The 16,363-nt window shown below is 56.9% G+C and carries 13 protein-coding genes; 7 read left to right on the forward strand and 6 right to left on the reverse strand.

The genetic code is table 11. The annotated features are described in order from the left end of the window. Positions 1-2: 2 nt before the first annotated feature. On the reverse strand, positions 3-323 hold the full coding sequence (clpS, locus tag F8R23_RS09240) for an ATP-dependent Clp protease adapter ClpS (RefSeq protein WP_004928347.1): 321 nt from the start codon (positions 321-323) through the stop codon (positions 3-5). 359 nt (positions 324-682) lie between these two features. Here clpS and cspD point away from each other — a divergent pair, with 359 nt between their 5' ends. Then, on the forward strand, positions 683-904 hold the full coding sequence (cspD, locus tag F8R23_RS09245; RefSeq protein ID WP_012006105.1) for a cold shock-like protein CspD: 222 nt from the start codon (positions 683-685) through the stop codon (positions 902-904). A 199-nt stretch (positions 905-1,103) separates the two neighbouring features. Here cspD and macB read toward each other — a convergent pair whose 3' ends face one another. Both macB and macA read right to left on the reverse strand, forming a co-directional pair. Further along, the gene (macB, locus tag F8R23_RS09250; RefSeq protein WP_129935062.1) at positions 1,104-3,050 is read right to left on the reverse strand and encodes a macrolide ABC transporter ATP-binding protein/permease MacB; all 1,947 of its coding nucleotides are present in this window, start codon (positions 3,048-3,050) and stop codon (positions 1,104-1,106) included. Next, complete coding sequence (gene macA / locus F8R23_RS09255; protein ID WP_129935063.1) at positions 3,050-4,165, reverse strand: macrolide transporter subunit MacA; 1,116 nt, start codon at positions 4,163-4,165, stop codon at positions 3,050-3,052. Before macA ends, macB begins: the two co-directional genes overlap by 1 nt. Before the next feature lie 183 nt (positions 4,166-4,348). On the opposite strand from macA, the gene F8R23_RS09260 reads away from it, so the two are divergent. Then, positions 4,349-5,317, forward strand: a complete 969-nt coding sequence (locus F8R23_RS09260) for a VirK/YbjX family protein (protein ID WP_129938457.1) — start codon at positions 4,349-4,351, stop codon at positions 5,315-5,317. Here F8R23_RS09260 and F8R23_RS09265 read toward each other — a convergent pair. Beyond that, complete coding sequence (locus F8R23_RS09265) at positions 5,314-6,978, reverse strand: ATP-dependent endonuclease (protein WP_129935065.1); 1,665 nt, start codon at positions 6,976-6,978, stop codon at positions 5,314-5,316. The two genes, F8R23_RS09260 and F8R23_RS09265, sit on opposite strands and share 4 nt — an antisense overlap. A gap of 192 nt (positions 6,979-7,170) precedes the next feature. Between F8R23_RS09265 and F8R23_RS09270 the strand changes: the two genes are divergently transcribed. The 5 genes from F8R23_RS09270 to ltaE all read left to right on the forward strand — a co-directional run bounded on the left by F8R23_RS09270 (position 7,171) and on the right by ltaE (position 13,985). Continuing rightward, positions 7,171-8,067: a LysO family transporter gene (locus F8R23_RS09270; protein WP_129935066.1), complete on the forward strand. Its 897-nt coding sequence runs from the start codon at positions 7,171-7,173 to the stop codon at positions 8,065-8,067. Between the two features lie 172 nt (positions 8,068-8,239). Further along, positions 8,240-9,889, forward strand: coding sequence for a hydroxylamine reductase (gene hcp, locus F8R23_RS09275; RefSeq protein WP_151415543.1), 1,650 nt, complete (start codon positions 8,240-8,242; stop codon positions 9,887-9,889). Between the two features lie 53 nt (positions 9,890-9,942). Next, entirely contained in the window at positions 9,943-10,947 is a 1,005-nt protein-coding gene (gene hcr, locus F8R23_RS09280; protein ID WP_129935068.1) for an NADH oxidoreductase, read from the forward strand. A gap of 202 nt (positions 10,948-11,149) precedes the next feature. Beyond that, complete coding sequence (gene poxB / locus F8R23_RS09285) at positions 11,150-12,871, forward strand: ubiquinone-dependent pyruvate dehydrogenase (RefSeq protein WP_099061804.1); 1,722 nt, start codon at positions 11,150-11,152, stop codon at positions 12,869-12,871. Positions 12,872-12,968: 97 nt separating this feature from the next. Beyond that, positions 12,969-13,985 (forward strand): low-specificity L-threonine aldolase, encoded by a 1,017-nt coding sequence (ltaE, locus tag F8R23_RS09290; protein WP_129935069.1) that lies wholly within the window; start codon positions 12,969-12,971, stop codon positions 13,983-13,985. Between the two features lie 40 nt (positions 13,986-14,025). On the opposite strand, the gene F8R23_RS09295 is transcribed toward ltaE, so the two are convergent. Then, positions 14,026-14,718: an N-acetylmannosamine-6-phosphate 2-epimerase gene (locus tag F8R23_RS09295; protein WP_151415544.1), complete on the reverse strand. Its 693-nt coding sequence runs from the start codon at positions 14,716-14,718 to the stop codon at positions 14,026-14,028. Continuing rightward, a complete protein-coding gene (locus F8R23_RS09300) occupies positions 14,715-16,271 on the reverse strand; it encodes a PTS transporter subunit EIIC (protein WP_129938460.1) in 1,557 nt (518 codons plus the stop codon). The genes F8R23_RS09295 and F8R23_RS09300 overlap by 4 nt, the downstream gene beginning before the upstream one ends. Positions 16,272-16,363 lie beyond the last annotated feature (92 nt).

Consider the following 16,363-nt stretch of genomic DNA (forward strand, 5'->3'; position numbering starts at 1 on the left):
AATCAGGCTTTTTCCAGCGTACAAAGCAACGGATGCTCGTTCTCCCTGGCATAACGGTTCACATGTACGACTTTGGTTTCCGCCACCTCGGCGGTAAAAACACCACAGATCGCCTTGCCTTGATAGTGGACCGTGAGCATCAGTTGCGTTGCGCGTTCAATATCATAAGAAAAGAACTTTTGCAGAACGTCAATCACAAATTCCATCGGTGTGTAATCGTCGTTGTTAAGTATAACTTTATACATAGACGGCGGTTTTACCGCATCGATTTGTTTTTCTTCGGCTAAGTGTTCAAAATTTAGCCAATCGTTGTTATTGCCCATCGCTGCTCATCTTCTCTGCTCTGTCCTTTAATATGGGGACAGGTTCCGGTTATTCAAAGTGGGGTATTCATACTATTTTATCATCTTCGCCGCCATCCCGCCGCACTGGAACGTGCGCAAAAATCACTGACGAATTGTTACCAAACAATGTCAATAGCGTTACCTGCTTCAAACTTTGATGAACTGCACCCCACCGACAAAAGCCGATCCCTTGACGTGATGATCATTTGCTCTAGAGTGTAAATTCGTGAGCTGGTGGTGTTTTAACCACTCTCAGGCTCATCTGCTGCCTGCCATTGGCAGGTGCGAATTCAGTTATTCATCTCACCTAAAAATAGCGTTGCGAGGGATGTAAAAGCATGGAGACGGGTACTGTTAAATGGTTCAACAACGCCAAAGGGTTTGGGTTTATCTGTCCTGAAGGCGGCGGCGAAGACATATTCGCCCATTACTCTACGATCAAGATGGACGGGTACCGGACGCTAAAAGCTGGCCAGCAGGTCAGTTTTGACGTGCACCAGGGGCCAAAAGGGAATCATGCGAGTCTTATTGTGCCAGTGGAAAGCGAGGCGTTGGCCTAAACGCTTCCACCCAGTCAGTCTGAAACACCGAAAAGAATGCCAGCCGCCGTATGACTGGCATTTTTTATTATGCCCGTCGTATTCAAGCTGCAGCGTTGTTACCTGCACTCGCTCACCTCAGTTACTTACTCAAGTAAGCGCCTGAGGATGAGCGAGCTGGGCGCCTAACTGCAGCTTGAAATTCATAGGGCAGGCCAGGCTATTCGCGCGCCAGCGCGTCAATCGGGTTAAGCCGCGCCGCACTGCGCGCCGGCAGATAGCCGAATACCACGCCGATTGCCGTTGAACAAACAAATGCGCTCAGCAACGCCGCCGGTGGGAAACTGATTTGCCATCCCGGTAGCACCAGTTGAACCAACAGGCCGATGGCAAACGACAGCATGATGCCCAACGCGCCGCCGACCAGACACACCAGCACCGCTTCAATCAGGAACTGTTGTAGTACGTCACCGGATCGAGCCCCCACCGCCATACGAATGCCGATCTCACGGGTACGTTCGGTCACCGACACCAACATAATGTTCATCACGCCGATCCCACCAACCACCAGTGAAATTACCGCCACCAGCGTCAGGAACAACTGTAGCGTACGCGTGGTTTTTTCTGCGGTCTGCACCAGACTGTCCATGTTATAGGTGAAGATGTCTTTCTTGCCGTGGCGCAGCGTCAGCAAGCGCGTCAACTGCTGCTCCGCCTCCTGGCTGTTGTAGCCCTCGCGGATACGCACGGTGATCGAATCGAAATAGGCATTGCCCATCAGCCGATTGGCCATGGTGCTGTAGGGCACCCAGACATTCAGCGTCTTGCTGCTGCCGAACATCGACTGTTTTTCTTTCGCCACCCCGACCACCGTCGCCGGCATATTGCCCACCAGGATCACCTGCCCCACCACATCCTTCTGGTGCGGGAACAGCCGGCGCTGCGTATTGGCGTCAATTACCACCGTTTGCGACTGCGATTGCACCTGCAGTTGATCAATACCGATGCCCTGGGTAAAGGTCATGCCGTATACGCGGAAAAACTGCTCGCTGACCCCGGTGACGTTGGCCGCCACGTCGACGTTACCCAACCGCAGCCGCATGCTGCTGGCGATGCTGGGTGACAGTGCATTGACGTAGGGTTGCTCACGGAGCGCTGCAAGGTCGTCGTACTTCAGCGCCTGGCGAAAGGTCGGGTCGTCGTCACCAAAGTCCTTGCCGGGATAAATGTCGACCGTATTGGTGCCGATAGATTTGATGTCCGCCAGCACCATCTGTTTGGCGGCGTCGCCGATCACCAGGATCGACACCACCGAAGCGATGCCGATAATAATCCCCAGCATGGTCAACGCGGTACGCATTTTACTTGCCGCCATCGCTCGCCAGGCCATCACCAGCGCCTCACGGAAACGGCCGGTGGTTTGCTGCCAGGACGGGGCCGGGGCCACCATATCCAGGGGTTTGGCGTTCGGGTTGCGGCGCTGTTCCGGCCGTGAATCGGCAATGATCTCCCCATCGCGAATTTCAATGATCCGCTCAGCCTGTCGGGCCACCGCCGGGTCGTGGGTGACGATAATCACCGTATGCCCCTGCTCGCGCAGTTGCTTGAGGATCGCCATCACTTCTTCGCCGGAGTGGCTATCGAGAGCACCGGTCGGTTCATCCGCCAGGATCACCTGCCCACCGTTCATCAACGCGCGAGCAATACTGACCCGTTGCTGCTGGCCACCGGAAAGCTGGCTTGGCCGGTAGCCCACACGCTCACTGAGCCCCAGGCGCTGCAACAACGCCACCGCCCGCTCGCGCCGCGCCGCCTTTCCCAACCCGGCATACACCGCCGGGACCTCAACGTTATGCGCAGCGCTCAGATGGGGCAGTAAATGATAACGCTGGAAGATAAAGCCAAAATGCTCACGCCGCAGCCGGGCCAACGCATCGCCATCGAGCGTCGCGACGTCCTGCCCCGCCACCCGATACACGCCGGCGCTGGGCTTATCCAGGCAACCGAGAATATTCATCAGCGTCGATTTGCCGGAGCCAGAGGCCCCCATGATCGCCACCATTTCACCGGCTTCGATGCTCAGGCTCACGTCCTTCAGGACCGCCACCGTCTGATCGCCCGATTGATAGCTGCGGCAAATACCGCTCAATTCCAGCAGCGCGGCCATCAGAGAGCCTCCGCGCCGCCGCGGCTGACAATCACTTCATCGCCGATGTTCAATCCGCTGAGAATTTGCACGTCAATATTGTTCCGCAGGCCAATGACCACCTCACGCTTTTCCTCCTTGCCCTGTTTCAATATCGAAACCTGGTAGCGATTATCGGCAATTTGATCGCCCAGCGCCGCCAAAGGAATGACCTGTGCCTGACTGACGCCCGCCAGTTGGATATGCACCTGCGCGGTCATTTGCAGTCGCAGCAACCCCTCGGGGTTCGGCACTTCAAAACGTGCATAGTAAAAGATGGCGTTATTGACCTTTTCCGGCGTCGGCTGAATATCTTTCAGCACGCCGTCAAAGCGCCGGTTCGGATCGCCCAGTACGGTAAACCAGGCTTTTTGGCCCGGTTTGAGGCTGATAACGTCTGCTTCCGATACCTGAGCCTTCACCAACATGGTGCTGAGATCGGCCAGGGTCAAAATGTTTGGCGCCTGTTGTGCGGCGATCACCGTCTGGCCCTGCAAGGTGGTGATTTGCACCACGTCACCGTCCATCGGTGCTTCAATCCGGGTAAACGCCAGATTGATTTTTGCGGTATCCAGGCTGGCCTGATTTCTGGCGATCTGCGCCTGAATGGTGCCCACCTGGGCTTTTTTCACCGCCAGTTGGGTTGCCGCCTGATCCAAATCCTGGCGTGATACCGCCTGCAGTTTGGCCAGCGCCTGATTGCGCTGCAGCGTTACCGCCGCCAGCTGTTGTTCCGCCTGAGCCTGCTGCAACTGAGCATGCAACTCACGCAAGGTAGCCTCACCCTCTCGGATGCTGTTTTGCGCCTGCTGCGGGTCAATCACGCCCAGTAACTGGCCCTTTTTCACCCGGTCGCCAATCTCGACGTACAGGCTTTCCAACTGACCGCTGACCTGCGCGCCCACGTCAACTTTGCGCACTGCGTCAAGCTGGCCGGTCGCCAATACGTTTTGCTGTAGATCGCCCTTGGCAACCTTCACCGTTTTAAATGGGGTCGCTGTCGGATGGCCAAAGTGCCAGGCCGCTACTGCGGCAATCGCCACCAGTACCACCAGCACCATGACCCAGCGTCGTTTATGTCCTTTAAACCACGTCAAAATAGATTCCTGTCTGTTGCAATTGAAGCTGCCAATGGCGGCTAAATTATCACGCACAGTGCTGAATAACTAAACCTTAGCTCAACACATTGTGGAGACACCCTTGGTTACATTCAGTATTGAACTCCCGTTTAGTCAAGGCTTGTTGAAATAGCGCCATTCAACACAGTCAAGGATTTCATCATGTCTCAGCTCAGCTATCCACTCGTATCTGCTCGCCCGCTTAACGGCTGGCAACTGATGACGGCGCTGGCCAATGGCGACAAAATGCCGAGCAAAGCCTGGAAGAAAACATCATTCCGCCTTAAGTTTATCGGTCGTTCGTTATTTTCCTGGCGCACCACCAGTGGCCTGCTCAACATGCTGGCGTCCAACCCTTTGCTGGATGAGATCCTGAGCGCGCAACCCAACCTGCCGTGCAAGCTGCATCGCCCCTATCTGGCAGCAAACATGAGCAAAATCGAGGGCCTGTTCGCCCTGCGCGACCATTACGATCTCAGCAAACAACGCATGCCAATGAAAATGCTGCTCGGTCATCTGAACAAGCCCTTTATGCTGACCAGCGCCAGCGGCAAGAGTGGCGGTGCGGTGTCACTGGAGCTGGCAGCCATTGATCACCTGAATAAAGAAGGGGAAGCCACTCTGCTGCTGCGTAATGCCAACGGGATCATGCTGGCGGAAATCACCTTTGCACTGATGCACTTTCAGCAACAGCCAACGTTGTTTATCGGGGGGTTGCAGGGGGCCAATCACCAGGTACCCCACGCGGAAATCCAGCAGGCCACCAAAGAGTGCCACGGGTTATTCCCAAAACGGCTGGTGCTGGAGGGCATTTGCACACTGGCACGTCATCTGGGCATTCAGCAAATCGTGGCGGTCGGCAACAGCACCCATATCTATCAGAACTGGCGTTATCAGAGTAAAAAGAAACAACTACTGCATGCCGATTACGATCAATTTTGGATATCAATAGGCGGCAAGATGCTGGAAAGCGGCTATTTTCTATTGCCGGAACACATCACTCGCAAACCCATCGATGACGTCGTCAGTAAAAAACGTGCAGAATACCGCCGTCGCTATCAACTGCTGGACGAGCTGGAACAGGGAATGGCGGAGCATTTCAACGCCCAATCCCGTTTTGCCGGGGCCTAATCGGCCCGGCCGCGCGCCAGCCAGATCACGCGTGAGAACATTTTCTTCAGCAGGGGGGGCACCGAATCCGTGCCCCGCTCACCCGCGGTCATCGCAACCTCAATCGCCAGGTCGGGCTTCGAGGAGTGATGCACCGCCTTGAGGATCACCTTACGTACCGGCATCTGGCCATTGCTCGGCACGGAGGCCACCCGGTAATAGACCGAGCTGAAGCCTTCACGGAACATAAAGTGTTCCATATCCGGCGCCGGTAACGCGGTCAAACGGTCTCGCTCGTTATCGTCATGGTTATCCAGCATGCTACGTACGGTACTGGCGTATTTTCTCCCCGCCTCATCGCCGTCCACCAGCGCATGCCACTCAATGCCCATCCGCCGGGCAAACCTTAGCAACGGCTTCAGGCCGCACTGGGCAAACTCGATCACCCGCACCCCTTCCGCTTCAAAGTGATAACCACACTGGCGCGCCAGCTCATTCAGCAGCCAGACTTCCGTTTCACCTTCCACCAGCAGCCAACAGCGGGCAAACAACGACGACGGTCGGTTAAAGCGAATATGAAATGAAATGCGTCGCCCGTCCTCCGGGCCCAAACCGCGTGGCCCAAGGCGATAAGTGGCAACCCGCCCCGACTCACGCACTAACCGGCAAACGTGCTCAACCGGCACCAGGGAGACCAGTTCGCTGGAATTGGTGGTGGTGATGCGCTGCAGCGGCAGCTGGTTCAGCAGCCCCCAGGCCACCGACAGCATGATCGGATGCAGACGGGTCTCCGGATCCTCCACCAGCAACAGCGGCCGGGCGTGCGGATCCAGCTTGACGCTGCCCTTGGCCTGCAGCAGCGTAGAAAACATGCCCAGTAAAATAAGACGCATACTGCGGCTATTAGGTTCGGCCACCATGCGGTTGATACTGTCCAGCGAACGCCATGCCAGCTGATCCTGATCTTGATCCAGTCGCTGTCGGCGTGGCCTTGTCACCTGCGAGCCCTGTTCAGCGAAGTAGTGTTCCAGCAGTTGCTGCATGGCCGCCAACCCCTGACGCATCTCGGCATTGGTCAATTTTTGCGGGTTACGCACCAACTCACGCGTCAATTGATCCAATTGCAGGGACAGCGCCTTGTTATCCGCCGGGTTTTCGTTATTCAGCGTACTGGGCCGCAGGCGGCGGATAAAACGTGCATCGCGCAGGCGCAGTACCGGGTGAATCCGGATGATGGCATGCACCAGTTGCTCAATATGATGCAATTGCATCGCATTGCCGTCCGCATCCAGGAAGCCACGCCAGGTACATACCGTATCGTCATCAGCCAATTCGCCTTCGCAACGGTAATAAATGCGGTTCAGGTTATCGTCACCCTTAATCCACAGCGGCGACAGATGGCGGTAACGGGGCAGATGAGCATGGCCAATGTCTTTTTCACAGAAGGTAAAAACCACCTGCAAATGTCGATCTTTGGCCTCTTCCTCACCGGGCGGGAAATGAAAGTCATGCGCCTCAAAACGGTACAGCTTGGGCTCTGGGGCCAGCAGCAAAGTCAGCGCGTCAAGCAGGCTGGATTTACCCCAGGCGTTTTCGCCGAGCAGCAGCGTGTTGTCATCCAGCATCAGTGATAGCCGGTTGATGCCGCGGAAACCTACAATCTCGATACGCTCTAAGAACATCTGTCGCCTCCCGTGCGCACTGCCACCGTCCTTCATGGGGTGACCTCCTCAGAGCATGGTCAAAAAACCCCTTGCAGGTCAAGCGGACGAGGTTAAATCTGCCGCTTTACTCCGGCCGTTGTTTTGGTTAGCTTGTTGAGCCCCGCCGGTCACCCGCGCGCCATCCGCTGAACAAAGGACGTAAGCTTCACCATGTATTCAGGACTGCTGATTATTCTGTTACCGCTGATTGCCGGTTACCTCATTTCTTTACGCAGCAGGACGTTACTGCAAACCATCAACCGCCTGCTGAGCGGGATGGTGTACGTGATCCTGTTCTTTATGGGCATCAGCCTGGCGTTTCTGGAGGACCTGAGCAGCAATCTGGTCTTGATCTTCCAGTATGCCTCGGTGTTTTTCCTGTGCATTCTCGCCGCCAGTTTACTGATGTTGATGCTGCTGGAACGCAAAATGCCGTGGCACAACAGCCATAAACAGGAAAAGCTGCCCTCACGCCTGCATATGGCACTCGAGTCGTTCAAACTGTGCGGCGTGGTGCTCGGCGGCTTCCTGCTCGGCCTGACGCAGTGGCAATGGCTGCAATTCGCCAATAAAGGCAGCGAGTATGCGTTGATTTTCCTGCTGCTTCTGGTCGGCATCCAACTGCGCAACAGCAGCATGACGCTGCGCCAGATCGTGCTTAACCGTCGCGGCATGATGGTTGCGGTCGTGGTGGTCGTTAGCGCACTGGCCGGGGGGGCTCTGGCGGCACAGCTGCTGGGGTTGCCGATCAAAGCCGGGCTGGCGATGGCGTCCGGTTTTGGCTGGTACTCGCTTTCCGGCATTCTGATCACCGACGCCTACGGCCCGGTCCTGGGTAGCGCCGCCTTCTTTAACGATCTGGCGCGCGAACTGGTAGCGATTATGCTGATCCCAACACTGGTACGTCGCAGCCGTTCCACCGCGCTGGGCCTGTGTGGCGCCACCTCAATGGACTTTACCCTGCCAGTGCTGCAACGCAGCGGGGGTATGGAGATAGTGCCGCCAGCCATTGTGCACGGCTTCCTGCTGAGCCTGTTGGCACCGGTACTGATCGCCCTGTTCTCTTGATTTCTGCCCGGGGGCATTGCCCCCGGAAAGCGTAATAATTCCCATCCGCATGGCAAAGTTGCGCTAAATCAAACTTGCCCTTGGTAGCATCACAAAAGCCTTTTTAAGCCCCGGTTGCCGATCTATGCTCATAAACAAGCATTATAAATGCAACTTTAAAAAGGAAGCGATTATGTTCTGTGTGCAATGTGAACAAACCATCCGTACCCCAGCCGGCAACGGCTGCTCCTATGCCCAGGGCATGTGTGGCAAAACGGCGGAAACCTCTGACCTGCAGGATCTGCTGGTCGCAGCGTTACAGGGATTATCCGCCTGGGCGTTGCAGGCCCGGGCGCTCGGGATCGTCGATCATGATATCGACAGCTTTGCCCCACGCGCCTTCTTCTCGACCCTGACCAATGTTAACTTCGATTCAGAGCGTATCATCGGTTACGCGCGCGAAACCATCGCTCTGCGTGAGTCTTTGGCCGCCCGTTGCCGGTTGCTGGACGCAGGTGTACGCGTCGATCATCCCCTGGCCACGCTGCAGTTGGCCGGCGATGATATGCCCTCACTGTTGCAACAGGCCTCTCAGTTTGCCCTGAATACCGATAAAGCCGAGGTCGGTGACGACGTGCACGGCCTGCGCATGCTGTGCCTGTATGGTCTGAAAGGCGCTGCGGCTTATATGGAACACGCCCACGTGCTGGGCCAGTCCGATGACCAAATTTACGCCGACTACCACGCTTTTATGGCCTGGCTCGGCACCCAGCCGCGCGACGTGGATACCCTGCTGAATAACGCCATGGGCATCGGTAAAATGAACTTTAACGTGATGGCGATCCTCGATCACGGAGAGACTCAGGCCTATGGCGATCCGGTACCCAGTGCGGTTAACGTGCGCCCGGTGGCGGGTAAAGCCATTCTGATCTCCGGCCATGATCTGAAAGATCTGCGCATGCTGCTGGAACAGACCGAAGGCCAGGGCGTGAACGTCTACACCCACGGTGAAATGTTGCCGGCACACGGCTACCCGGAACTGAAAAAATTCAAGCATCTGGTGGGCAACTACGGCAGCGGCTGGCAGAACCAGCAAACCGAGTTTGCCAAATTCCCCGGCCCGATCCTGATGACCTCCAACTGCATTATCGATCCTGAAGTGGGTAACTACGGCGATCGCATCTGGACACGCAGCATCGTCGGTTGGCCGGGCGTTAACCATCTGGAAGGGGACGATTTCGCCCTGGTGATCGCTCAGGCTCAGGGCATGAGCGGCTTTCCGTACAGCGAAATCGAACATATGATCACCGTCGGTTTTGGCCGCCAGACGCTGCTCAACGCCGCTGATACGGTGATCGACCTGGTGGCGCAAAAGAAACTGCGTCACGTCTTTTTGGTCGGCGGTTGTGACGGCAGCCGTGATGAACGCAGCTACTTTACCGACTTCGCCCGCAGCGTACCGCAAGACTGCCTGATCATGACCTTGGCCTGCGGCAAATACCGCTTCAACAAGCTGGATTTCGGTACTCTGGAAGGTTTGCCACGCCTGCTGGACGTCGGCCAATGTAACGACGCCTATTCTGCCATCATGCTGGCGGTCAAACTTGCCGATACCCTCGGCTGCTCGGTCAACGAGCTGCCGCTGAGTCTGGTGTTGTCATGGTTTGAGCAAAAGGCGATCGTCATCCTGCTGACGCTGCTGTCACTGGGAGTCAAAAACATTGTCACCGGGCCGACCGCGCCGGGCTTCCTGACCGACAACCTGATGGCCATTCTCAACGACAAGTTCGGCATGCGTCCGATCACCACCGTTGAGCAGGATCTGCAAGCCCTTCTCGGCTGATAACGTTATTCCTGGGGTCGCGGATAGCGGCCCCTTTGCTTTTGAGGTGCCCGATGACCCAACCCAGCCCACTTTGCCCCAACCGCATGCAGGTGCATTCGATCCAGCAGGAAACCGCTGACGTCTGGACGCTGAATCTGATTTGCGATGTTTTTTACCCTTATCAACCCGGTCAGTTTGCGCTGGTCAGCATTGGCAATAGCGAAGACACGCTGCGCGCCTATACGCTGTCCTCCTCACCCGGTCAGAGTCGTTTTCTCAGCATCAGCGTGCGTTGCCTGCCGGACGGCGTGGGTTCACGCTGGTTAACCCGCGACGTCAAACCCGGCAATACCCTGTGGCTGTCCGATGCACAAGGCGAGTTCAGCTGTGAACGGCACCCGGCCGATCGTTACCTGATGCTGGCGGCCGGTTGTGGCGTCACGCCGATTATCTCCATGTGTCGCTGGCTGGTAGCGAACCGTCCGGCCTGTGATATCGCGGTGATCTTTAACGTGCGTACCCCTGCTGACACCATTTTCGCCGAACAATGGCGCGAGTTGTGCGCCGCGCATCCGCAGCTGCGGCTGACGCTTATGGCCGAACAGGATATTCAGCCGGGCTATCTCAGCGGACGAATCAGTGCCGAAGTGCTGCGCCAGACGCTGCCGGATCTCACCGAGCGCACGGTGATGACCTGTGGCCCCGCGCCCTATATGACTCAGGCAGAACAGCTTTGTCTGCAGCTTGGTGTGCCGGCCAGCCGCTTCCATAAGGAGCAATTCCATACCCCGGCAGAAACCGATGCCGAACAGGGTGAAGGATTAACCCTGCGTACCGCTCGCCCTCTGCGTGAGTTCCGCGTACCGGTCGGCAGCACGCTGCTGGCGGCAATGGAAGCTCACGCGCTGCCGGTCAACGCCGCCTGTCGCGCCGGGGTGTGTGGTTCATGTAAAACCCGCATCCTCGAAGGTGACTACACCACCAGCAGCAGCATGACGCTGACTGCGGCTGAAATCGCCCAGGGCTACGTGCTGGCCTGCAGTTGCCAACTGCAAGGTGACGTCACCCTCGCCTGACACTTTCTGCCCCGTCGGCCACGATGGGGCATTTATCGGCAAGCAGGCTTTCCCTTCCCCTTCTACACTTTCCCGGTTCCATGCATGTCACTGCGTTTATTTGAGAAAGACTGATAAGTCATACCCAATAGATTTCAAGTCACGCTTGCCGACTGGTTGTGGTTTGAAAGACGAGGGGGCCTTTACAACGCTTGGGGGAATTATGAAGCAAACTGTAGCCACACTGATCGCCAAAACTCTGGAACAGGCCGGTGTGAAACGCATTTGGGGCGTCACCGGTGATTCGCTCAACGGACTCAGCGACAGCCTGCACCGTATGGGCACCATCGAATGGCTGGGAACGCGCCACGAAGAGGTCGCCGCCTTCGCCGCCGGAGCAGAAGCCCAGCTTACCGGTCAGTTGGCGGTCTGTGCCGGTTCCTGTGGCCCAGGCAACCTGCATCTGATTAACGGTCTGTTTGACTGTCATCGCAACCACGTACCAGTATTGGCGATTGCCGCACACATTCCCTCCAGCGAGATCGGCAGCGGCTATTTCCAGGAAACCCACCCGCAAGAACTGTTCCGCGAATGCAGCCACTACTGTGAACTGGTTTCCAACCCGGAACAGTTGCCACGGGTGCTGGAAATTGCCATGCGCAAGGCGATCCTCAATCGCGGCGTGTCGGTGATCGTACTGCCGGGCGACGTGGCACTGCGTATGGCACCGGAAGACGCCAGCATGGTGTGGCACACCCCGGCACTGCCGCTGGTGCAGCCGCCAATGAGCGAACTGAACAAGCTGGCGGCCACCCTGAACAAAGCGAAGAACATTACGCTGATGTGCGGCAGTGGCTGCGCCGGCTCGCATGACGAAGTGGTCAAATTGGCCGAACTGCTGCAGGCACCGGTGGTCCATGCGCTGCGCGGTAAAGAGCATATCGAATGGGATAACCCTTACAGCGTCGGCATGACCGGGCTGATCGGTTTCTCTTCCGGCTACCACGCGATGATGAACGCCGATACCCTGGTGCTGCTCGGCACCCAATTCCCCTACCGTGCGTTCTATCCAACCAACGCCAATATCATTCAGATCGACATCAACCCCGGCAGCATCGGCGCCCACTGCCCGGTCAATATGGCGCTGGTGGGCGATATCCATACCACCCTCACCGCGCTGCTGCCGCAGTTGGAACCGAAGAGCGACCGTGCGTTTCTCGACAAGGCGCTGGAGCACTACCGCACTGCGCGTAAGGATCTCGACGGACTGGCAACCGCCAATGACGATCAACCGATTCATCCGCAGTATCTGGCACAGCAGCTTAGCCAGTACGCCAGTGATGATGCCATCTTCACCTGTGACGTCGGTACGCCAACGGTGTGGGCCGCACGCTATCTGAAGATGAACGGCAAACGCCGCCTGCTCGGGTCATTCAACCACGGCTCGATGGCCAACGCCATGCCACAAGCCATTGGCGCACAGGCCACCGAACCGAACAAACAGGTAATTGCCATGTGCGGTGACGGCGGCTTTACCATGCTGATGGGGGATTTTCTGTCGCTGGCGCAACTGAAACTGCCGGTCAAGATTGTGATATTCAACAACAGCGTGCTGGGCTTTGTGGCGATGGAAATGAAGGCCGGCGGCTACCTGACCGACGGCACCGATCTGCACAACCCGGATTTTGCCGCAATTGCCAACGCCGCCGGCATCAAGGGCATTCGCGTGGAGAAAGCTTCGGATCTGGATGCTGCACTGCAAGAAATGCTGGCGCACCCGGGTCCGGCGTTGCTGGACGTGGTCACCGCCAAGCAAGAACTGGCGATGCCGCCGCAGATCAAATTCGAACAGGCCAAGGGCTTTAGCCTGTATATGCTGCGCGCCATTATCAACGGTCGCGGCGACGAAGTGGTCGAGCTGGCAAAAACCAACTGGTTGCGTTAATAATCGTGTCCTCTTTCAGCTAAAACTATCCCCAACAGATTTCAAGTTGCAGCCAACAACGCTGCGGCTTGAAAGATGAAGGGGATAAAGGATTTTTATGCTTATCGATTTACGCAGTGACACAGTGACCCGTCCCAGCGCCGCGATGCGCGAAGCCATGGCCCAGGCCGAAGTCGGTGATGACGTTTACGGCGATGACCCGACGGTCAATGCTCTGGAGGCGGAAGCGGTCCGTCTGTCCGGTAAAGAAGCGGCGTTGTTCTTGCCAAGCGGCACTCAGGCCAATCTGGTGGCGCTGCTGAGCCATTGCCAGCGTGGTGATGAGTACATTGTCGGGCAGCAGGCGCATAACTATAAATACGAAGCCGGCGGCGCGGCGGTGCTTGGCAGCATCCAGCCACAACCGATTGAAGCGAACCCGGACGGCACCCTACCGCTCGATAAGGTTGCTGCGGCAATCAAACCCGACGATATCCACTTTGCCAAAACCCGCCTGCTGAGCCTGGAAAACACCATCAGTGGCCGCGTGCTACCGCTGGAATACCTGCAGCAAGCCTGGCAGTTCAGCCGTGAGCATCAGTTGGCCTTACACATCGACGGCGCACGTATCTTCAACGCCGCCGTCGCGCTGAATGTGCCGTTGAAAGAGATTGTGCAATACTGCGACACCTTCACCATTTGCCTGTCAAAAGGGCTCGGCGCGCCGGTGGGGTCGTTGCTGTGTGGCAGTGAGGCCTTTATCCAGCAGGCCCTGCGCTGGCGTAAAATGACCGGCGGTGGCCTGCGCCAGGCCGGTATTCTGGCCGCGGCCGGTTTATATGCGCTGGAGCACAACGTCGAGCGCCTGCGTGAAGACCACGACAATGCCAAATGGCTGGAACAGCAACTGCAACGGATTGGCCTCGACATCGTCGAGCCGGGCGCGCAGACCAACGTGCTGTACCTGCGTCAGTCACCGGAGCTGGCGGCCAAACTGGGCCCCTGGATGCGTGAGCACGGCGTACTGATCAGCAGCGGGCCGTTGACGCGCATTCTGACCCATCTCGACGTCAGCCGTCAGGATTTGCAGCGCCTGGTCGAGTTGTGGCAAAAATTCCTCCAACAGCACGCCTGAGTCCTGAGTCTCCCTGACGTAACCCTCAGGGAGATCCCCATCAGTTTCCGAGTGCGACTACAAAGCGACGAGTGATCTGCTGTGGACGAGTAATGGCCCCGCCCACTACCACCGCATGCGCGCCTAAAGCCAGACAGCGGGCAGCCATTGTCGGCGTTTCAACATTGCCCTCGGCAATCACCGGTACGCTGACCGCCGCCAGTACCTCCCGCAGAAAAACAAAGTCGTCCTGTGCCAACTGGCAGCCCAAGGTTTCTTCGGTATAGCCATGCAAGGTTGTCCCTACACAGTCGAACCCCAGACGATCGGCATGGATTGCCTCTTCCAGCGTGGCGATGTCTGCCATCAACAACACGTCGGGATATCGCTCACGCACGGCAGCAACCAACGCCGCCAACGCCAGGGTGCCAGGTCGAGGATGCAAGGTCGCATCCAGGGCGATCATCTGCGGTCCCGCCGTCATCAGCTCATCAATTTCTTGCAAAGTGGGCGTGATGTACACCTGACTACCGACATAATCACGCTTGATGATACCAATCACCGGCAGTGTCACCGCCTGCATGATGGCTTTGACATCCTCTACGCTGTTAGCCCGGATCGCTGCCGCCCCGCCTTGCTGCGCAGCAACCGCCATACGCGACATGATAAAATCACTGTGCAGCGGCTCATCATCCAATGCCTGGCAGGAAACCACCAACCGTCCCTTAATCTGCTGCAAAATAGAAAGCGTCATAAATCCAATAACTCCTCGACTTCATTTTTAATGATGGTGACGTGCGGACCGTAAATGACCTGCACCCCATTGCCGCGCATGATCACCGCACGTGCCCCGCTGGCTTTCAGCCCGGCTTCATCCAGCAACCGGCTCTGCTTCACCGTAATGCGCAAACGGGTGGCGCAGCAGTCCAACTCGACAATGTTGTCTTTGCCACCCAGCGCCGCCAGCACCTGCTGCGATCGCGCGGTGCCTTCCAGTGCCACTTCTGCCGGCAGTTCTTCGCCGCGCCCCGGCGTTTTGAAATTGAAACGAACAATCAGGAAGCGGAAGGTGAAGTAGTACAGAAAAAACCAGGGAACGCCGACCAGCGGCACATACATCCAGTGGGTCTTGGCCTCGCCCTGCAATACGCCAAACAGCATAAAATCAATAAAGCCGCCGGAGAACGTCTGGCCGATAGTGATATGCAGAATGTGGGCAAGCATGAACGCCAGGCCATCAAACAGGGCATGGACCACGTACAGCGCCGGGGCGACAAACAGGAACGAGAACTCAATCGGCTCGGTAATGCCGGTGAGGAACGATGTCAACGCCGCCGACAGTAACAAACCGCCGACGCGTTTGCGGTTCTCCGGGCGGGCGGTCTGGTACATCGCCAGACAGGCCCCTACCAGACCAAACATCATGGTGATAAAGCGGCCAGACATAAAACGCGCAGTCCCGATGTAAAACTGCTGGGTATGTGGATCGGCGAGCTGAGCGAAGAAAATACGCTGTGTCCCTTCCACCAACTGGCCGTTGATCACTTCGCTGCCGCCCAGTGCGGTGGTCCAGAACGGTAGATAAAAAATATGGTGCAGGCCAAATGGCCCCAGCATGCGCAGCACAAAACCATAGATAAAGGTGCCCAAATAACCACTGGCATCCACCAGCCCGCCCAGGCCAAAGATCACCTGCTGGAAGTGGGGCCAGATCAGGGTCATCAGGGCTCCCACGCCCATGGCCGCCAGGGAGCAGATAATAGGGACGAAACGGGACCCCCCGAAAAAACCCAGGAACTGCGGCAACGCAATTTTGTTGTAGCGATCGTGCAGATACCCAGTAACCAGGCCAATGATCACCCCGCCGAATACCCCGGTCTCCAGCGTTTGGATACCCATAATGACGCCTTGCCCTACCGCACCCGGATTTTCAGCGGCCAGAGAACCGTTGATTTTGAGTAAGGCATTGATGGTGGCATTCATCACCAGGTAGGCAATCAACGATGCCAACCCCGCCGTCCCCTTATCACCTTTGGCCAGGCCCACGGCCACACCCACAGCGAACAACACCGCTAGGTTGGCAAACACGATAGAACCGGCGCTGGCCATCACGGTAAACACCCCCTGCAGCCAACCGACGTTGAGGAAGGGATAGGCCTCCAGAGTATTGGGATTGGACAACGCCCCACCGATCCCCAGCAGCAATCCAGCGGCTGGCAACACAGCGATCGGCAACATAAACGACTTTCCGAACCGCTGGGCTTTTTCAAACCAGCTTCCGGATCTTGATTCCCCTGCTGTTGACATAAATTTTCCTCATTATCATTTTTTATGATGAAAATTTTTACCACAAATAAATACAAATGTTGAAAATTTTAACCATAACGATGATCGGCTTC

This window comes from Serratia proteamaculans (assembly GCF_008830365.1).
Classification (GTDB): domain Bacteria; phylum Pseudomonadota; class Gammaproteobacteria; order Enterobacterales; family Enterobacteriaceae; genus Serratia; species Serratia proteamaculans.